This window comes from Aliiroseovarius sp. F47248L, from assembly GCF_023016085.1.
GTDB lineage: Bacteria > Pseudomonadota > Alphaproteobacteria > Rhodobacterales > Rhodobacteraceae > Aliiroseovarius.
Genome location: NZ_JALKBF010000002.1, coordinates 138923 through 159919, shown reverse-complemented (window position 1 = coordinate 159919; position 20997 = coordinate 138923). Strand labels below are relative to the sequence as shown.

Here is a 20997-nt window from a genome sequence, read left to right as displayed (position 1 = left end):
TCCTTGATTGTTCACGCAACGGATTATTCACGTGTATTTTCGCGGCTAGCTGGTATCATTTCTGTGTTTTATACTTCTCGTTGCCAATATTTCAGTTTTTAACCTTTATCGTCAAAGTTAACAGATGCCATATTCCGTCGTTTCCATATTCCGCTCCGTGGCTGACAAACACGGGGATCGTGCAGCCCTAAGCCAGGGCGCAAATGTGCTTAGTTATCATGACCTTGAGGAGCGTTCTGACGCGGTGGCCGCGCGGCTTGCGGAAGCCGGTGTCACAGCCGGCAGTCTTGTTGGTATGTCCGGGCACCGCTCGGTTGACACGATCATTGCGGCGCTGGGGATATTGAAGGCAGGGGCGGGCTATGTGCCTTTGCCGGAATATTACTCGGACGATCGCATCCGCATGATTGCCAAGGACAGTGGGTTGGCGGCTGTTGTGGGGGATATCCCAGCTCTGAAGGACATGTCGCTTCCAAAATTGTCTGTGGCTGATACCGGCTTGAAGCCTGTTAAGCCACTGAATATTAAGCACGACCCCGAGGCTGTGGCCTATGTCATGTATACCTCTGGCACCACAGGAGTGCCCAAGGGCGTGGTAGTGCCGCATCGCGGGATTATCAGATTGGTGCGTAACCAGAGTTTCATGAAACTCGGTCCCAACGAACGGATCTTGCAGAACTCGCCCATCGCGTTTGATGCTTCGACGCTTGAAATCTGGGGAGCGCTTCTGAATGGAGGCACGCTGGTTTTGCCAGACAGCGACGACACATCCTTGCGCGGGTTGGGCAAGATCATTCGCGACCAGAAGATCACCAGCATGTGGCTGACCGCAGGCCTGTTCCACGCAATGGCGGACGAACGCCCCGAGGATTTCGAACCATTGCGCCAGCTTCTGACCGGGGGCGATGTTGTATCGCCCGACAAGGTCGCCAAAGTGCAGGCGGCCTGTCCGAAACTGGTCGTGATCAACGGTTATGGGCCGACTGAAAACACGACCTTCACGTGCTGTCACAAGATCACCAAGACGCAGGCAAAAGCGGGCAAGCCCTTGCCCATCGGCAAGCCGATCAACGGCACGGACGTGTTTGTTGTGGATGGAGATTTGCAGCGAGTCGAAGACGGCACCCCGGGCGAGCTGTGTGCCGCAGGGCTGGGTCTGGCGCTGGGGTATCTGGGTCAGGACGATCTGACCAACGAAGTTTTCGTTCCCGCGCCGTGGGATAAGTCCGTGCGCCTCTATCGCACCGGCGATCTGGTCGAACGCGATAAAAAAGGTGTCATTCGCTATCTGGGGCGGATCGACAAGCAGGTCAAAGTGCGTGGCTTCAGGGTTGAACTGGGTGGCATCGAAGCGGCGTTGGAGCAATTTGACGGTATCAGACAGGCAGCGGCCATCGCGCGCGCAGGGGCTGACGGGGCTGACAAAACGTTGGTCGGCTACTATGTGGCCGATACCGATTGTGACGTGGACGCGCTGCGGACGCATCTGAAAACGCAACTGCCAGATTACGCTGTGCCCGCGCATCTGGTGGCATTGGACGCGCTGCCGATCAATAACAACGGCAAGGTCGACCGCAAAGCGTTGGAGCAACGCGCGCTGCCGAAAACACGCAAAAAAGCCGCCAAACGTGACGGGGATGCGTCGACCAAAACGCTGGTTCTTAACACGCTGTCCGATGTGCTTGAGGTGGCGGAGGTCGACCCCAACACCAATTTCTTCGATCTTGGGGCGTCGTCGTTGCATATCGCGCGGGTGCATGAACGTCTGCAAGACAAGCTGAAGCGCGATTTCCCGATTTCGGACTTCTTTCTGCATTCCACAGCGTCGTCCTTGTCGGCGCATCTGTCCGATCCCGTGACTAAAGCCCAGCCCGCCCCGCAAAAGGCGAAGCTGCGCGACATGTCCAACAGCGGGCCGATTGCCATTGTTGGCCTTGCCGGTCGTTATCCCGGTGCAAACAGCGCCGAAGACATGTGGCAGGCTCTGATGGATGGGCGCGAGCTGATTTCGCAGTTTACTGAGGAAGAACTGGACGTTGACCCATCAAAAGACGACCCGGACGCGCCTTATGTGCGGGCCCGTGGCGCGATGGTTGAACCGGACATGTTTGACGCGCGCCATTTCGGCATCCCCCCGAAAGAAGCCGAGCGTCTTGATCCCCAACACCGTATCTTGCTTGAGGTCGCACAGACCGCGTTGGAAAACGCTGGCCACGATCCGGCGCGATTTGACGGGCGCATCGGCGTTTTTGCCGGATCAAGCCAGAACTCGTACCTTCTTAACAACTTGCTGTCCGCACCGGGTGCATCTCGCGAACTGGCTATAGGCTATCCGGTCCAAGATTTCGCCACGCTGTTTGGCAATGACAAGGATTTCATCGCGACACGCATCGCTTACAAACTCGGCCTGCGCGGGCCTGCCGTCACCGTGCAATGTGCCTGCTCGACCTCTCTGGTTGCGGTGGCGCAGGCCTGTCAGGCGCTTTTGCGCGGCGATGCGGATATGGCATTGGCAGGCGGAGTCTCGATCACCTTCCCAACCAAACGGCCGTATATGTATCTGCCGGATGGCATGGCCTCGGCAGATGGGCATTGCCGGACCTTTGATGCCGATGCAACCGGCACCGTTTTTGGTGACGGGGCAGGGTTGGTCGTGTTGCGCCGGCTTGAGGATGCCGAGGCCGATGGCGACAACATCCTTGCGGTGATTAAAGGATATGCGATCAACAATGACGGGCATGACAAGGCGGGTTATGCCGCACCTTCGATCAAGGCGCAGACCGATGTGATCCGCGCCGCCCATGCGGCGGCGGGCGTCGATGCACGCTCGATCGGGTATATCGAGGCGCATGGCACTGCTACCCCACTTGGTGACCCGATTGAATTCACAGCCCTCCAAACAGCCTTTTCGGCCAGCACGGAAGACAAGGGCTTCTGCGCACTTGGCAGCGTGAAAACCAATCTGGGCCATTTGGATATCGCGGCTGGTGTAACCGGTCTGATCAAGACCACACTGACATTGAAGCACGGGGTTATCCCGCCGCTTCTGCATTACAAGAAACCCAACCCGCGCATTGATTTCGACAATTCCGCATTCTTCCCGGTAGCTGAACGGCTGGACTGGACCGGCACAGAAGCACCGCGTCGGGCGGGCGTCTCGGCATTTGGCGTGGGTGGCACAAACATCCATATGGTGTTGGAGGAAGCGCCACAGGTTGATACACTTGTATCCCCCGCGACGGATGACGCGCCGCGCGTCTTCCCGATCTCGGCCTCGACTCCCGAAGCTTTGAAAGCCGCGGTCGCCAATTTGGGGGCATGGGCCACGGCGAACCCTGATGCAGACGCTGATCGGGTGATTGCAACCCTGCGCACGGGCCGCACGGAATTTGGTCAACGCACTGCATTGGTTGCGCGCAACCTGTCTGAATTGGCAACAGTTGCGGAAGGCTTCACCGGTAAGGGGATCGCCGCCGGTCAACGTGACGCGTTGGCTTTCCTGTTCCCGGGGCAGGGGGCGCAGCACGCTGGAATGGCGCGTGACCTTTATCAACAGGAGCCTGTGTTTCGCGAAGCATTGGGACTGTGCGGCCAGCTACTGGAAGATGAACTGGGCCTGAACTTACTGGATGTGATCCACGCGCCAGACCGCAAACGCGAATGCGCGACCGAGAAGCTAAGAAACACTGCACTGGCCCAGCCCGCGATCTTTTCGATTGGTTATGCGCTGGCCCAGCAGTGGCGTCATTGGGGCATCACGCCTGATGTGATGGTTGGCCATTCCATCGGCGAATTTGCCGCCGCGACCATTGCAGGCGTCATTGAATTGCCCGATGCGTTGAAGCTGATTGCCCTGCGCGGGCGTCTGATGGCGGACCTGCCGCAAGGTGTCATGATTTCGGTCCGTGCAAGCGAGGACGAGGTTAAGCCATATCTGGGCGACGGCATTGATCTGGCCGCAGTAAACGGGGCCAAGGCCTGCGTTGTGGCCGGGCCGGAAGACGCTGCGCAAGACCTTCTGAAGCGGCTTGAAAAGGACGAGATCGTCGCCTCGCGCCTGCACACCAGCCACGCCTTCCATTCACAGATGATGGACCCGGCGGTTGAGCCGTTCCGTGAAGCTGTGGCTGGACTGACCCTGAACGCCCCACGCATTCCGATCCTGTCCACCGTAACCGGTGATTGGATGACAGATGACGAGGCGACCGACCCAGATTACTGGGCCATGCACATGCGCCGCCCCGTCCGGTTTTATGACGCGATCCAGCTTTTGTGGGCCGAAAACCGGCACATTTTTCTTGAGGCTGGACCGGGCCGTACAATGGCGACCCTATCGGGCCAGAACCCTGACCGGAAGAAAGCGCAGCCCGCAATTGCGTCCTTGCCCGCCGCGCAGGCTGAAAACGCCAACTCGCATGACAGTCTTCTATCGGCATTTGGTGAGTTGTGGGCCAATGGCTATCCCGTCGATTGGTCGCGCATCGACAATGATCGCCCGCCTGCAACGCGTCTGACCGGGCTGCCCACCTATCCGTTCCAGCGCAAACGCTTCTGGGTCGAACCTGTGGATGTCTCTGTCGACTATGCAGCGTTGGAAGCCACCTCAGCGACCGTCGAAGTGTCCGAGGATGTCAACGCGCCGCAGCTGACCGCGGGCGAGGCATTGCGCGACATGCTGGCGGAGTTATCTGGGCTTGAGCCGGATGAGATCGACGGTGATGCGTCGTTCCTTGAACTCGGTTTCGACAGTCTTCTGCTGACCCAAGCCATACGCGAGTTGAGCGAACAGTTTGGGGTCACCGTGGCCCTGCGCCAGTTGATCGACGGCTTCCCCAATGTGGATGCCTTGGCAGAACATATTGAGGCGCACGGCACGTTGCCCGGCTCAGCACCTGCTGAAAAGGCGGCTCCGGCTGAGTTGACCAAGATCGAAACGGACGAAGCGCAAGCCTCGCCATCCTCGGCGCCTGTCACCAAAATTGAACGTGAGGCTGACGAGCTTACGCCGCAGCAACAGGCCCATATCGACGCGTTGGTGGATCGCTTCACCGCGAAGACTGCGAAGTCAAAGGCGCTGACCGCTGAACACCGCGCCACCCATGCCGACCCGCGCACCGCATCGGGGTTCAACCGGTTGTGGAAGGAAATCGTCTATCAGATCGTGACGGTGAAATCCAAAGGCTCACGTCTGTTGGATGTGGACGGCAACGAATATATCGACATCCTGAACGGGTTCGGTCCCGGCTTCCTTGGCCATTCACCCGACAAGGTGGTCGAGGCGTTGCATCACCAACTGGATGACGGGTTCGAGGTCGGGCCACAAAGCCTTGTGGCGATGGAGGCCGCACAACTGTTCTGTGATGTCACTGGTAATGACCGTGCCAGCTTTGTTTGTACCGGGTCCGAGGCTGTCTATGCCGCGATGCGTCTGGCGCGCACGGTAACAAACCGCGACAAGATCGTGATGTTTGCGCGTGATTACCACGGCAATTTCGACGAGGTTCTGGTGCGTGCGGTGGATGGCAAAGACGGCCCGCGCACGCTGCCGCTGGCCCCCGGCATTCCGCGCGACGCGGTGAAGAATGTGATCGTGCTGCCTTACGGCACGCCGCAGGCGCTGGATTACATTCGCAAGAATGCCGACAGCCTTGCCGCTGTGATCGTCGAGCCGGTGCAAAGCCGCCGTCCCGAATTCCGTCCGCGTGATTTCATCCGAGAAGTGCGCAAGGTTACAGAACGGTCAGGCGCGTTGTTCATTTTTGACGAGGTTGTCACCGGATTCCGTTTCGGCCCGCGTGGGGCGCAGGCTTATTACGGTGTGGATGCCGACCTTGTCACCTATGGCAAGGTGGTCGGCGGCGGGATGCCTGTGGGCGTTGTGTCTGGCAAGGCGCGATACATGGACACGTTCGACGGTGGCCAATGGCAATACGGTGACGACAGCTTCCCCGAAGCGCCCGTCACCTTCTTTGCCGGCACGTTTGTGCGTCATCCGCTGGCCATGGCGTCACTGCGCGAGATGCTGCGCTTCTTCAAGTCGCAACCTGATTTCTTCTGGAAAACGGTCAACGCCAAGGGCGACCGATTGGCGGGGCGCGTGGATCGGTGGTTTGCCGAAAACGACATGCCGTTCCAGATGCCCAACTGCGGCTCTCTGATGTATCTGCGCATTGGAGAAGATCAGAAGTTCGGGGCGCTTCTGGGCGCGCATATGCGTGATCGTGGCGTGTTCCTGTTGGAAGGATTCCCGTCTTACATGACCGCCGCGCATAACGACGAAGATATCGACTATGTGGTCGAGGCGTTCAAGGATTCCGCGCTTGAAATGCGGTCTTCGGGTCTGATCACCGGGCGCGAGGCTGTGGCCTATGACGGGCCGCGCCTGTCGCATGTGCCACCGCGTCTGAGCTTGCCGGGGGGTGCTGAAAAAATCGCGGCTGAAATGGCTAAGCCGCTGGAGCCGCTTGTCGTTCCCACGACGGACGCGCAGCGCGAAGTTTGGGGCGCTGTTGTGATGCACCCGGAAGTTTCGCCCGCCTATAACGAAAGCGTCACACTGAAGCTGCAAGGCCGGATCGATCGTGCAGAACTTGTGCAAGCAACGAAGCAGGCATTCGAACGCCATGATGCGCTGCGCTCGACCTTCTCGGATGATGGGACCGAGATGCGGATTACGCCAAAGGGCAATGCCACGGTCGAAGAGAAGGATCTTTCGAGTCAGACTGACGCGGATCGCGACGCGGCGATGAAGGCATTGTTGCGCGACCACGTGACAACCCATTTCGATCTGGCCAAGGGGCCACTGATCCGCGCCGTGTTGGTGAAGCTGAGAGATGACCTGCACCATCTGATCATCACCGCCCACCACATCGTTTGCGATGGGTGGTCGATTGACGTGATTGTCCGCGACATCGGCAAAATTTATACCGCACTTCTGGACGATGCCCGCGTGGACCTACCTGCACCGCACAGCATTATCGACTATTCCAGGGCCGAAGCCGATTGGGCGCATTCGGATGCGGCAAAAGCGGACCGGGATCACTTCCTAGAGGCTTTCAAAGCCTACCGGAACACCGCAACACCGCCGGTTCTTGATCTGCCGACCGACCGACCACGTCCTGCAGTCCGCAGTGTGGCGGCGGATCGTTTTGATGCTAATTTCGACTCTGATCTGGTGGCAAAACTTCGCAAGACCTCGGCGGGGCAGGGGTCAACGCTGGTCAACCTGCTGCTGGCCGCCTTTAATGCCTATCTGGCGCGGATCAGCGGCAGCAACCACATCGCGGTCGCGGTGCCGTCTTCGGGTCAGGCGTCGCGGGGAATGGACAGCCTTGTGGGGCATTGTGTCAATCTGATGCCGGTGTATACCCATGTTGATCCCGACGTACCGTTTAGCGATGTGCTGAAAGCCACTCAAACCGCGTTGCTTGATGCAAGCGAACACCAGCATTTCGGCTTCGGCGCGCTGGTGCGTGCCTTGAAGATGCCGCAAGATCCCAGCCGTGTGCCGCTGACTCCCGTGATCTTCAATATCGACAACGGCATCGACCTGAGTGATATGCAATTCGGGGGTGCGCAGACCGAGTTTATTTCCAACCCAAGGGTGTTTGAACAATTCGAAATCTTCCTGAATGTGACGGATAACCGCCAATCCATCACAGCGGAATGGACCTTCAATACCGATTTGTTTAACGTCGAAACAATTGAAAGACACAATACGCAATTTAATGAGTTTTTAGCGGCCCTGGCAGCAAAGCCAGCCACACACGTCAAGGATTTGCCGCTTATTTCAGAGGAACAGAAGCAGATGTTACTTGCCCAATGGCGCGGAGAAGTGACGGAATACCCAGTTACCGTCGATCTCGGGCGTCTTTTTGCCGAGCAGACGAGTGCGACGCCAGATGCCCCCGCGCTGATCGACCATGGCGAGACGATCAGCTATCAGGAACTCGATCAAAGATCGGATCAAATCGCACGCGCGTTGATGCAATCAGGCGTCGTCGTCGGCGATGTTGTGGGTGTGTGTCTGGAACGGTCTGTCGACATGGTTGCATCCATGTTGGCGATCATGCGTCTTGGGGCGGCTTACCTGCCGTTGGACCCCGCGAACCCTGCAGCGCGTATTCAGTATATTGTCGAAGACTCTCAAGCCCGGCTTGTCGTCACCAATCAAGATTTGGCCAAGCGGCTTGCACTTGCGGGGGCGTTCCTTGTTGAGAATGTGCCGCTGGACGCGGACGGCGGTGCGATAGATTTTTCCGAGGTCGAGATTGACCCGCTTTCGCCAGCCTACATCTGCTATACTTCCGGATCTACGGGCAATCCGAAGGGAGTGATGGGCACCCATCGGGCAACGATCAACCGCTTTGTCTGGATGTGGAACACCTTCCCCTTCGAAGGCGGCGAAGTGATGTGCCAGAAAACCGCGATATCATTCGTGGACAGCGTGTGGGAAATTTTTGGCCCGCTTCTGGCTGGTGTTCCGCAGGTCATCATCTCTGCCGATACCGTCCGCAACCCTGCTGCGTTCCTGAATACGCTTGCCGACCACAGGGTTTCGCGTCTGTTGGTCGTGCCATCGCTTCTGAAAGCGTTGGCGGAAACACAAACCAACCTTCAAGACACGATACCGTCTCTGAAGCTGTTGTTCTGCTCGGGCGAACGCCTGCCCGCAAGCCTCGCGCGACAGCTGCAGGCGCTTGCGCCGGATGTGACGCTGGTAAACCTTTACGGTTCGTCCGAGGTTGCCGCCGATGTCACCTGCGAGATCGTGCGCGACCCCGATACTGACGAGATCCCTATCGGAAGACCGATTGACAATGCGCGTCTGTATATTCTTGACGGGGCAGGGCAACCGGTGCCGACTGGCACGGTGGGTGAACTCTATGTCGGTGGTGATGTGCTGGCCGCGGGCTATCTGCACCGCCCCGACCTGACGGCTGAGCGGTTCCTGAGAGACCCGTTCATGGACGACCCCGATGCACGCTATTTCGCGACGGGTGATCTGGTCAGCAGCTTGCCAGACGGCCGGCTGATGTATCATGGCCGGTCTGACCATCAGGTCAAAATCCGAGGTTCGCGGGTTGAACTTGGCGAAGTTGAGGTCGCACTGGCTGCACAGCCCGGCGTGTCCGAGGCGGTGGCAACAACCACGATGGACGGCGGCGGCGATACATTGCTGCTGGCCTTCGTCACGGCCGTTGACGGGCAGGAGCTGGATGCCCAATCCTTGCGCACGACACTTGCTCAGTCTTTGCCGGATTACATGGTGCCCGCGCGCATTCAGGTGTTGGATGCGATGCCGTTGAACCCCAATGGCAAAACCGACCGAACCGCGCTGGGCGAGATGTCACAGACCAGCCTTGTATCTGAACAGCCGCGCGACAGCACACCGCACACCCCGGAAGAGGTGAAGTTGCACAAGATCTGGACGCAGCTACTTGGCACGAATGACATCGGCATTGACGATGATTATTTCGCGCTTGGCGGCCATTCCCTGATGGCGGTCAAATTGTTTGCGCGGGTCAAACGCGAGTTCGGTGTCGACCTGCCGATCGCGGCGCTTTTGTCTTATCCGACCATTCGCAAGCTGGCGACACAGGTGACATCCTCGGACGCGCCTGTCCTGAAAGCTGGCGAGTTCGAGGATGATCCTTGGGACACTACCGCTGTGATTCACGCAGGCCCCGGTGACGGGCGCCGCCCGATCTTCATCGCAGGCGGTGTTGGCGGCAATGTAAACAACCTGTTCGAACTGGGTCAGATTGTCGGAGAAATCCGTCCCCTGATCGGTCTGCAAACCCGTGGTGTTATGGGTCACAGGATGCATGACAGCATCGAGGATATGGCCGCCGATCACATTCAGAACATCAAGCGGCATCAGCCTGAAGGCCCATATCTTCTGGCCGGGTATTCCGGCGGCGGCTTTGCCGCGTTCGAGATCGCAAAGCAACTGCGCGCCGGTGGGGACGAAGTTGGGTTTCTTGGCATTATTGACGTTGAAGCACCGGGCTTTCATGTCGATCTGCGCGTCCCGTTCGCCGAACGCTTGAAGATGGAACAGGATCTGCTGCGCAAACAGGGCGCGCGCGGGTTCGGCACCCGCCTTTTGGCGCGGGTGCGCAGCAAGCTGATGTCCGATAAAATCGTTCGTTTGGCCAACAAAGTGAAACCCGATGCGTTCCGGCTTGAGGTGCTGAGCCAGCGCTGGGTGGAAGCCAGTGCCCGGTATAATCCAAAGCCCTACGACGATGATGTCTGGCTGGTGATCACCGAAGCAGATGGTTTTGCCGCAACTCTTGCGCGGCAGGCAGATCCGGGCTTTGGTTGGTCACGTTTGGTGAACGGCAATTTGCGCCTTGCAACCCATCCGTCAAACCACTTGGAGATCTTGCGGGGTGACGCTGCGCGTGACCTTGCCGACATGATGGAACAGGAAATTCGGCTGCATGGACCGGACGGGGGATAAGACGTCAGGGATGCAGCCAATGTATTCCGCCATTGGGTCCGCACTGCCAGACGTCATCACCGTGTATACGTTTTCAATCGGAGATGATCGAGACATTGCATTGCACGATGCGGTGTCATTGCTGTCCAGCGACGAGGTTGCGCGCGCTGACCGGTTTCATTTCGACCGCGACCGTATGCGTTATTCGCGCGCGCGGGGGCAGCTGCGCCGCGTTCTGGGCAATGCCACGAAGCAAGACCCGGCAGCGTTGGTTTTCGACTATGGCGCTCAGGGAAAGCCGCACTTACTTGGCGATGGACCTGAATTCAACTTGTCGCACAGTGGCGATCTTGCGGTGATTGCGGTTTCTCAAGATGGCCCGGTCGGGGTGGATGTCGAACACATTGATCGGAAGTTGAACTTCTCCGGGCTGGCCGAGAGCTGTATGACCGAGGCAGAGCAGCACGCTCTGGCCGCCGCTGATGATCGCGACCGAGCGAAACGATTTTTTGCGTTCTGGACCGCGAAAGAGGCGCGGATGAAACTAACAGGCGCTGGTATGACCTTGCCGCCTAAAAGCATTTCACTGGGGCTGAGTCAGGGTTGGCCGGTTCGCTATGACCTTCCAACTGCACCGGATTGCCGTTTGGCGTTCGCGCCGTTGGCATCACAAATGTCGATCTGTTGTGTCTGCTATCTGGCCGATGATGGTTAGCCGGTATGATTCGCGTAAAATCGGGCAATTTCGTCCACCAGACCAAGATCGAACAACGTGGTGTGCGTGCCGTGTTCATAAACCTTGAATGTTTTGGGGTCGGGTGCAGCGTTATACAAAGCCTGTGCCCAATCCAAGGGGATGGACGTGTCCTTCGCACCATGGGCAATCAGGATTGGCATATCGACATCGCCAATCAGATCTCGCACATCATGGCGTTCGCGCCACATCAACCAGCACATGGGAACCCCGCGTAATCGCCGCGTTTGAAACCGGCACAGGCTGTCGAAGCTGCTTTCCAGAACCAGCGCCGAAGCATCCCGCGTCGCCGCCAAATGGGTCGCGATACTGCTGCCAAGGCTGAAGCCGTGAATGATCCGACGATCTGCAGGAATGAGCACACCCGCGAGCCCGTCTAGTTGGTCATAGAATGCGCGGGCATCCTGAGCGAAGCCAACTTCACCTGCAGGCCCGGTGCCATCGGCACCACGATACTCCATCACCGCCACCCCATAACCAAGCTGGATCAACGGCGTCAAATGCTGAACCGAGGGACCGAACTGCGTGAAATTGCCATAAAAACTGATCACAATCGGCGCATCGCCTTTCGGCAGGGCAATCCACGCCCGCAACGGCGCACCATCGGAATTGGTGAAAGTGACCTCCTCCATTTCGGTCAGGCCATAATCGCCCGGTGTGCCCGGCTCGGCAGAAAACCGATAGATTGCCGTGTTTTGAAACAGCGCCACACCGCCAATCAAAGCACCCACCAAAGCAATAGCGACTATAATACCGACCTGGAAAATGCTCATTCAATAGTTCCTTCTGCAGGAAAAGACTCGATTACACCCGCAGATACAGCCTAGGGGTTTTTTCTACGAAGCCAACGGAAGAGCAGCCTTTTAAGGGGCTGTCATGTTGTGAAGAAGTACAGAATACCAAATTTATTACTTAACATAATCATGATTATGAGATTCACGAATCCATAAACAACTCTGTCCTCTACACACGCAAGAAGCAATTTTTCAGGTCGACATAAACACTCTGGGGGTTTTGTCGTCGCTGCGGCTTGGGAAGTGGGATAATGTATCATGGGCTGAACTGACACGTCGAATATATGTGTCTGCATCATTTGCCAACAGTTGTCGGTTCTACTCTAGCTCTGTTTCGGTCAGGTTGTCCCAAGTTGTTGAACTACGAATGCAACCAAGCATCAACAAACCACCGTCTTCGATATTCATGATCAGATCGTTGTGAGGAAGCTCGCTTGTGATCTCGTCATAATGCTTTGTTGAATTGTTTACTTAGTGCGCATCGGCCTTGGTGTTTCAGATGGCCGCAGACACCCAAGGAAACTGGACCGAACAAAGAAATCATGTTGTCCGACGCTTTCTTGCTCTGACACCACGATATCGTCGGTCACTGAGGTCACAAGATCAACCCAGTCAAGAAATACAACGCGGATACCGTTCACCAGAGCCTGTTCAGGGTCGAAATCTAGTCGCATGGAAGGCCCAGTTAGGTGGTTGGTGAGGATTGCACGATCTGGGCTTCCAGACTGGCTTTGGATGCTTGGGTCGATATCCTGATGAACCCTACGCCCAGATTGATGATCGCGGTGCCATTCGGGTTGATCAGGATTTTGGGTCGCTGCGGCCACGTGCTGAGATCAAGGCTATAGTCGTCGCGCCACTCTGAAAACTCGGTCACGCCGCCATAGGCGATTTGGAACACGGATTTACCTGGTCCGGGTTCGATCCGGTTGTGCCCCGCGCCGATGAACATCCTGTCGTCCCCTCCGGCCGAGCGCACGGTGTTACGCCCTGGCCCGGTGTGGATTTCCGACCCACCCTCGCCGTCCGAGATGTCGTCATTGCCCGGTCCGCCATAGATGGTGCTGTGCCCGTCGCCGCCTTTGATCACATCATGGCCGGACCCGCCGTCCAAGATATCACGCCCGTTGCCGCCGATCAGCGTGTCATTGCCAGCGCCGCCATAGAACTTGTGCACATCCTTGCGCCGCCCAGAGGTTGCGATCAGCGTGTCATTCCCACCACCACCATGAAATTCTGCGCCGCCGTATTTAGGGCCGATCATCACGTCGTCCCCTCGGCTGCCACGCACGTTCACCGTCACCCGTTCCGAGGTCTCGAAATTGATCGGGGTGTCGGGGTGGGCAACGATGTCCAGACGCTTGGATTCTGACGGGTTGTCTTCACTGCGTGACACGACGGTGGCGATGCGGATGTTTTCTACATAGGCGGGCGCGTGCAGCACGTAATCGTCCGGTCCACCCATATACCACAGCGTATCCTCGCCACCGTCCTGATCTTCGCGTATGTTTTCGGCATCCGCCCCATAAGCCCAATAGCTGTTATCGGCATTGCCGCCAGCCATCACCACACTGCCATCCAGCGACATCATCGCGTTGATACCGCGTTCGGGGTTTTCAAACCCGCGCAGGTCAAGGCCAAGTTCCAACGCGTTGTCGACCAGGGCTTGGCGTAGCTCTTTCAGGGGGCCGGTGTCAGCGATGTTCGTGGTTTCGCCGGGGTCATCCACCAGGTCATAGATATGCTCTTCCCCGTTCGGATAGCGGAAATAGCGGAAGCGACTCAGATCCTTGGTCGCGGGGCGGATTGACAAGGTGCCGAAAACGCTGGTGACGGGCGATTTGCTGCGGTCATACGCGCCAAAACTCGCGTCGATCAGCGGCAACAGGCTTTGCCCTGACACCCAGTCGGGGCGATAGGGCAGCCCGGCCAGATCAAGGATCGTTTTCGGTATGTTGTGCAGCGACACAGGCATGTCCACGACCTTCGGGTCCAGCCGCGCGCTCCAGATGCCCAAGGGCACATGGGCGGCGCTGTCCCATTGGCTCATCTTGTGGAAGCTGTCATGGGTGCCAAGATTGAACCCGTTATCCGATAGCAGAATTACGGTCGTATTGTCAGCCAGACCAGACGACCGCAACGCATCCATAAAGCGCCCGATCTCGTGATCCACATGAGAGATTGCGGCGAAATAAGCGCGCACCACCTCGCGCCACGCATGATCGCCCGCCTTTTCCGGCGTCCATGGCCCGTTGGTGATATAGGCGGCTTCATAGACAGCCATCCCGTCTTGCGGACCGAAGTAATCTTCAGGCGCAGCAGTTGAGGGCCAGATGATGTCGGCGGGATCGTAGGTTTGATAAAACCGATCCGGGCATTGCAGTTTGTAATGCGGGTGCTTGAAGCCAAGCTGAATCAGGTGACGACGCGCGGGGTCGGCGCGGTCCAGATACTCGATCGCGTTCTGCGCAACGGTGTAGTCGTAAAACTTGCTGTCCTGCGACCCGTCATCGTCGGGGTGGTTCACGCCCGAAATGCCTGGCCCCTTGTTCAGATAATCCTTGACCTTCGAGCGCCTGCCCGAGTCCCGCGCTTCGGGTTCCTCGTGGAACAGGATGCGCTTGTATTCCTCGGGCATCGGCTTGTAATTGCTGTCCACCTTGCCCGTCGTGAATGTGCGAAAGCCGGCACGGCGCAGATCAAACTGCCAGCCCGCTGTGGGGGGCAGCACATCGCGCCAGAAACGGTTTAGGTCCACAAGCCCGGTGCGGAAGGGCGAAAGGCCGGTGGCCAGTTCGGCGCGACAAGGTGCACAGAGCGGCACGGTGGCATAGGCGTTGGCAAACCGCACCCCTTCGCCCATGAAACGGTCGATATTCGGCGTCGAAATCGTCAGCCCGAAGGCCGTGCGCCATGTGAAGATGTCGATCATGTCATCAATCCAGATGACGCAGATATTGTCGCCTCTGGTATCGGCGCGGGTGAAGTTCATTCCGGCGCTCCTTCGGTTTCGGCATAGCGGCAAACGGCATTCAACTCAGTCGCCGCCCCCGGTGCCAGAACAAAGCTGTCGGACCACAATAGAACGTCCATGATCCGTGAAGTGCCCAGTGTTTTCAGGATGCCCTTGCGATGTGACCGGCACCCGATGAAAAGATCGCTTGAGCCTGAGAGGTCGGCACTCAGCTTTGGGTTCTGTGCGGCACTTGTGACCAGTGGGGCAAGACGTTGCCCCTCTTGGCATGCCGCGATGCTTAACCGCCCCGCATCATATCCTACGACCACCCATGCAGGCGTGGGCGGCGATGGAATGGCAACTGCGACCGATCCCTTTTGATCTTGCCACGTCAACTCGCCTTCCTTCTCGTTCAGGAACAAATAATTGTCGGCGTCGGTCGGATTGATGGTCACCAGCGTGCGCGCCTCGCCGTCCCGGCTGTCAAACCGGACGGCGCAGGTGAACGCTTGAGTTTGCGACAGCGCGCCTTCAGCGACCAGCCCTGTGTTTTTCGCGGTGGTGAACGCAATCCCTCCATCGGGATGTCGACACGCGCCCGTTTCACTAGGCTTGACCGGATAAGCCACAGCGCCAAGCCCTTGTTCAGGGGTCCAGTCCTGGATCACGGAACTCGCGTGATGTGCCCGATACCATACGGCCCCGTATTCAAGTGGAGATCGCCGCGGCTGCACAGCAAGCTTTGTGTCAAGCAGCACCGCGTCTGGCACCGCGATGTCCACGAAATATGCGTCGCCCTGCCCCATCAATGCACCGGAAGCGCTGCGGGTAAGGCCCAGCGATGCAGGATGCGCCCGGTGCGGCTGGTCGCGTGCCATTCATCGCGCATTGCGCCTCGATTGGCGGGCATGTGGTCCGGGGACGCCGGATGCCCCAACGCATAGCACAACGTCAGGCCGTCGCCCTCGGGTGCGATGTCGAAGCTGATCAACAGGTCGTTTGGATCGCCCCGGTCGACCATCACGCCAGTAATTTTCGCACCGTTTTCGCAACCCTCAATCCTGAACCCGCATTCTGGTCCGGCATTCAGCAAATCATCCGGGTCCAGCACGAAAGCGCCAAGCGCCTGCCCACGACACCGGATCAGTTTCGGATCATCTTCGCGTTCGGCCAGCAGCAGGACGGGGCAGGACCAGTCCTGATCGGCGTTCAGGGCTTCGATTGCGAAAGCATCCATCTCGGCAATCTGCTGGCGGGCTTCGGCGGTGGGACGGCCAAACTCATCCTGGGCAAACATGTATCCGGGGGCCGAGAACACGTGATCATGCCCCGCCTTGTTCCACGCCATTTCCCATTGGGCCCGCAAGATTGGATTGTCCGAGACTCCGCGCGTCCCTGCATCGAAGGTCGAGACGAACAGCGGCTTGCGCAGGCCGTTATCGGCAAAGATATCTGTAACGCGCGCCATGATGTCATAGATCCCGCTACGCCATACGGCACCGTCTTGATCCAAAGCCTCCAGCGTGAAATCCAGCCCGACACCCAGCACTTTGGGCGACACTCCAAGACTGTTGGCCGCCGCGCACAGGTTGGCAACGGTCAGGGTGAAATTCTCAAGCGCGCGCCCTACCCCGAAATCACTGATCGAGGCGGAATTGTCCGTCTCGCTGCGGGCATAGATCACTGGTAAGGCGCGAAAATCACTGTGACGGCGCGCGATGACCTCATCCGCGATTAGACTGTCGCGGGATTGCTCCGACAGGCATTGCAGATCGGGCGTGGCGACAACGATTTCGGTGCCCGATGCCCCTGCCGGTCCCAGATCGTCGCCCGTCGTGACGATGTGATAGGGATAACGCAACACCTCGTCCGAAGTGGTTGCCCGCCGCGTGCCGCCAATGGACAGGATCGCGAACAAACTGCCCGATGGGTTGGCTAGAATATCCGGGGCTGTGTCGCCCAAAGGCTCGACCCGTTTGCGGAACTGGCAAATACCCTGCTCGCCCGGCAGATGGGCTGAGAACAGATACCAGTCGCCTGCCCGACGCACGTCCCAAGCGTGGATGTCGCCCAAGACGGAAGGATCCACGGGTGCTGCGCTATCGGCCACGGACACACGGCGGCTGATATCAGCCATCACCTCATCAGACAGGCGCATCCTCAGGCCCGTTTCATCAAAGCCGATCACGTCGCCGTTGCGGGCTTTCAACAATACCCCGCGCGTTGGTTTTTCCGTGTCACTCATGCAAATAAGCATCCCCGTTTCGGCAGTGATTGTGTCGGGGTCGTCGCCACACCGCAAGCGCCTTTCGCACAGCAGATTGACGCAGGTGGTTGGGGATCATTCATAGTAGGGTTGCCATTTCTTGATCAGACGCCGAAACCTGCGCGCTTCGGCCCAGGCAAGAAATTGCGGTGCGATTGGATGCTCACGCTGATGTAGACGTGTGCCGACTTTACGCAAATAGCGAAAGCCATTTCGCCGGTTTTGCCGATACGCGTTGCGCAGTTGGTTGGCCGAGGCGTCACCACGCAGCATATCGAACAGCGCCTCGATGACCCCCATTTCGACCAAGGTCTGAATGCCCGCATGGCCCGCACCATGCATCAAACACCGCGTATGACCAACGGGTTTTGGGAACAACGCCTCTTGCCGTCGGTCCTGTCGGTGTAGCGGGTCGAGCAGCACGATCACCTCGCGACCATTATCCTTGCGATGTGCCGAAAGATTGTGAAGCCAAGGCCCCATATCAGCCCATTCCGCCTTGTATCGTCGTTCAAATGGCACAACTGCCGGATCAACAGAGAACTGGGGCGACACGGCCACCGCGCGCCGTGCGTTCAGGTGGTCGGCCGCCAGAATGGCACCGTAGCCGCCCATGCTGAAACCATAGGTGGTCATCGCGATATCGTCACCTAAGACGTCGCGGAGGCGTGACATGCCCTTGAAAAAAGCGTCGTTCTGATACCAGTCAGGCGCGCTGTGATAAACGCAGACATGCGCGATCCCGCGTTTGCGGAAAGATCGTGACCCCCAACCGCCATTCTCCGGGTTAAACGGAAAGTCCACCGGTGCGAAGGCCACGACCACATTGGCTGGGCGACAGGCCGGGTCGTTCAGGTCCGGGCCGACATATTCCAGCCGCAGTGCTGGGCAAGCATGGATTACAATGGGGTCTGGCCAGTCCGGCCCTTCAGCTTCCGCCATCGGCAGCATCCACGTCGAAGCTGGACAGGCGACGCACGCCGGTCGTTTTTTCAAGCATATCCTTTGCCATCCCGCGGCACTTTACTTCGCGCAGGATGTCGAAATTGCGATAGTGGATCATCTTGATGTCCATATCTGTCGGCAGCGGCTCGCCCCGCAGTTTGCCACCCAGAATATAGTGCTGTTCTGGCGGCAGAAGGTTCCAATCAAGGCCCGCGGCACGGATCGCCAGTGGTAGGCTCATCTGATCCAGATAGGGGCGCTTTTTCACGATGTCGATCTGGTCGATCTGCTGCGCGAGCCGCATCCAGACTTGCGCAAAGCTCTCTCCGTCATTGGTCAGCGGCCCTTCGGGGAACACGATCAGCCCTGCGTTGAAATAGGGCATCAACTTGCGCCGACGCTGACGTTGCAACCAAATTCGGTCCTCGGGCATCGGCATGTCACAGGCGGCGTAAATGTCCTTCCAGATCTTCTGCCCCGACCAATACATCGACGTTGCCGCCGCGACCGAGACATGACCGGGCTGCAGCATCGCATCGACCGTGTTCTTTCCGATGAACAGCATGTCGGAGTCCATGAAGGCGGAATAGGGCGTGTCGCGCGGCTCTAACGCCGACAGCATCTTGTTGCCATGCGGATAAGGCGGATCAAATCGTCCAGCGGTGTCGATGGGACGTATATCGACCCCCAATTCCTTTAAGATGCCGACCGATTTTGGGTCCATATCGCCGATGGTGTCGGCCGGGCAATAGCCCACCAGATCAATGGGCTCGTCAAACTGACACCGGATCGAGGCCGCCAGAAAACACGCCATATCCTGATATTTCGGCGGCTCGACCACAAAAAAGATCGTCAGCTTGGCGTCACTCATACAAGGGTATTCCTTTTCATTCCGTCAGTTTGCCGGGTCGCTGATCCCGCGCTTCTTGTCCCAGTTGCGATAGATCTGGTGAAATTCATTCTCGACCAGACCCAGTTCCGGCTCGACCGGGCGGATCATCCGCAGCTGCGTTTCATGGCGGATCGCCTTCTTTACCGAGGTGATGCCCGTGTCGTCATGGATCACGAAGGCATCTGGCGTCAGCACAGGTCGGATACCGCACAGTTCGCGGAAATGGGTGACTTTCGCGCCGTCCAGATGCACCGCATCAATATGGCGTTTGGGGTTTTCGATCGCATAGCGTGGGGTTTCGATCAAGGAATGGCCCTTGATGAACTTGACGCGGCCGGGAAAGTTGACCTCAAGCCACTTGCCGGCCACGTCGACATATACTTCGACCGGTGCCCATTGTTTCTGCACGCGTTCGCACAGATCCACGCCGACGACTTTCAAATCGGGGTTCGCCATCAGCATCAATAGCAGGCTGTGCCCACCGTTCACGCCAATTTCGAAAACGTGCGAGCTGTTCTGGGCGACGATAAACAGGTTGCGGCGCTTGACCTCCATCTCGGGATCAGGATCGGCTTTCCAGAATTCTTCCTGAAAGCTGTGATAGAACACATTGCCTTGCAAAACTGGCTGTTCACCTGCCGCAACAAGGCAATCGCGCAAAGTATGATTCAAGCCGTCCAGCTTGTCTTGCCAGTCTTTGCTGGCGATCAACGCATCATAAGATTCAATCACGCACCGCTCCTGTGATCCTTGTGGCCGTTTGGCGCACCATATGCCGCATCGGTTGCGATACACAACGAATGACGGGACGGTCCTAACTTGATGATGCCGTTACATTGCAAGTTGCGCACCCACCCCATGAACGACCCGTCCGAGAATCTCTTCACGCAAGTCGCCGTCAGCTAGGAACGCGCACATCTCGTTTGCGCGTTGGACCATAGCTTGACACTCGTCGGGATGGTCCTCGCACCAGGCTAAATTTTGCTCCAGATCGCGCAGATCACGACGGAAGGGCACATAATGTTCCCAAGGCTTGAAATGGACCGACGCAAAGCTGTCAAATTCGGGTGTCATGACCAGCCCCAGCGAATTGCTGTTCATGACCCAGTAGAAGTTCGAGCCGACATCAGCGCCGGGCAGCACAGCCAGATACTTGAACCGGCCGAAATCGTGACGGGCAATTCGATCCCGCTTGAAATCACCAATAAGGGGCATCTGATCCATGTCGAACGGCCCAAAATGCGTGTAGCCCAGATCAAACCTGTTATCGTCCTGACACGCCACCAGAAGTTTGTGGCGGTCCACTGTCAACAGTGCGCGTTCAGCTTCAACCTTTGACAGTTCTTGGCGTTGATATCTTTTCAGAAGCGCATGCATGCGGATCATCCGTCCCTGCCCGTGCTTGCCAAGCCGAGCCCAGCCCCCGGCAGACCCGCGCCAGGCCACCACGGGTTGCTTTTCTGACCACGGGACGCCACGCAGGTTGGGGCCGCCCAGAAACTCGTCTGACCCGTGATCCTGATACCCCGCCAAAGGCCACAGGATACGGCCCTGCCCGTTCGTCTTTTTGCGGTTGAAGCAAAAGACGGGCGCGGCTTGCCCGCCAGGTGTTACCAATGAGCGCGCCCGGTGATCCGCCATGTCGATAAAAAATGAGTAACCCGGCTGCTTTTCAAGGATCGAGTATAAAGCCCCGGACACCTTTGACCGGTTGACCTTGGTGCCAGATTTCCGCAGCGATCCGCCTTGATCCTGCCAGCCATTGAAGGGGTCGGGTGCTGCTGCCTTATGATCCCATTGCAACAGCATCCCCGACGACACCGCGCGCGCGTGCGCAACCGTGTCATGGTTCATGGCAAGCTGCACATCGCGCAAATCGCCCACCTGATGGTGAACCGACGCAGCAACGAAATCATCCTTTGTCACCATTTACCGCGGACCCT

At 58.0% G+C, this 20997-nt stretch carries 11 protein-coding genes; 2 read left to right on the top strand and 9 right to left on the bottom strand.

What is annotated here, in order from left to right; genetic code table 11:
- Positions 1-124: 124 nt before the first annotated feature.
- Complete coding sequence (locus tag MWU51_RS16045) at positions 125-10468, top strand: non-ribosomal peptide synthetase/type I polyketide synthase (protein ID WP_247039270.1); 10344 nt, start codon at positions 125-127, stop codon at positions 10466-10468.
- Positions 10449-11162, top strand: a complete 714-nt coding sequence (locus MWU51_RS16040; RefSeq protein WP_247039262.1) for a 4'-phosphopantetheinyl transferase superfamily protein — start codon at positions 10449-10451, stop codon at positions 11160-11162. Before MWU51_RS16045 ends, MWU51_RS16040 begins: the two co-directional genes overlap by 20 nt.
- On the opposite strand, the gene MWU51_RS16035 is transcribed toward MWU51_RS16040, so the two are convergent.
- The 9 genes from MWU51_RS16035 to MWU51_RS15995 all read right to left on the bottom strand — a co-directional run bounded on the left by MWU51_RS16035 (position 11159) and on the right by MWU51_RS15995 (position 20983).
- The gene (locus tag MWU51_RS16035; RefSeq protein ID WP_247039252.1) at positions 11159-11974 is read right to left on the bottom strand and encodes an alpha/beta hydrolase; all 816 of its coding nucleotides are present in this window, start codon (positions 11972-11974) and stop codon (positions 11159-11161) included. The genes MWU51_RS16040 and MWU51_RS16035 overlap by 4 nt on opposite strands.
- Positions 11975-12462: 488 nt before the next feature.
- On the bottom strand, positions 12463-12669 hold the full coding sequence (locus tag MWU51_RS16030; RefSeq protein WP_247039248.1) for a hypothetical protein: 207 nt from the start codon (positions 12667-12669) through the stop codon (positions 12463-12465).
- 11 nt (positions 12670-12680) lie between these two features.
- Positions 12681-14987, bottom strand: coding sequence for a sulfatase-like hydrolase/transferase (locus MWU51_RS16025; protein WP_247039246.1), 2307 nt, complete (start codon positions 14985-14987; stop codon positions 12681-12683).
- On the bottom strand, positions 14984-15829 hold the full coding sequence (locus MWU51_RS16020) for a hypothetical protein (RefSeq protein WP_247039244.1): 846 nt from the start codon (positions 15827-15829) through the stop codon (positions 14984-14986). The genes MWU51_RS16025 and MWU51_RS16020 overlap by 4 nt, the downstream gene beginning before the upstream one ends.
- Positions 15757-17196, bottom strand: a complete 1440-nt coding sequence (locus MWU51_RS16015) for a hypothetical protein (protein ID WP_247039242.1) — start codon at positions 17194-17196, stop codon at positions 15757-15759. The genes MWU51_RS16020 and MWU51_RS16015 overlap by 73 nt, the downstream gene beginning before the upstream one ends.
- Positions 17197-17292: 96 nt before the next feature.
- Positions 17293-18159 (bottom strand): hypothetical protein, encoded by an 867-nt coding sequence (locus MWU51_RS16010; protein ID WP_247039240.1) that lies wholly within the window; start codon positions 18157-18159, stop codon positions 17293-17295.
- On the bottom strand, positions 18146-19033 hold the full coding sequence (locus MWU51_RS16005; protein WP_247039238.1) for a hypothetical protein: 888 nt from the start codon (positions 19031-19033) through the stop codon (positions 18146-18148). The genes MWU51_RS16010 and MWU51_RS16005 overlap by 14 nt, the downstream gene beginning before the upstream one ends.
- A 24-nt stretch (positions 19034-19057) precedes the next feature.
- Complete coding sequence (locus tag MWU51_RS16000; RefSeq protein ID WP_247039236.1) at positions 19058-19786, bottom strand: class I SAM-dependent methyltransferase; 729 nt, start codon at positions 19784-19786, stop codon at positions 19058-19060.
- A 99-nt stretch (positions 19787-19885) separates the two neighbouring features.
- Positions 19886-20983 (bottom strand): glycosyl transferase family 90, encoded by a 1098-nt coding sequence (locus tag MWU51_RS15995; RefSeq protein ID WP_247039234.1) that lies wholly within the window; start codon positions 20981-20983, stop codon positions 19886-19888.
- Positions 20984-20997: the final 14 nt, after the last annotated feature.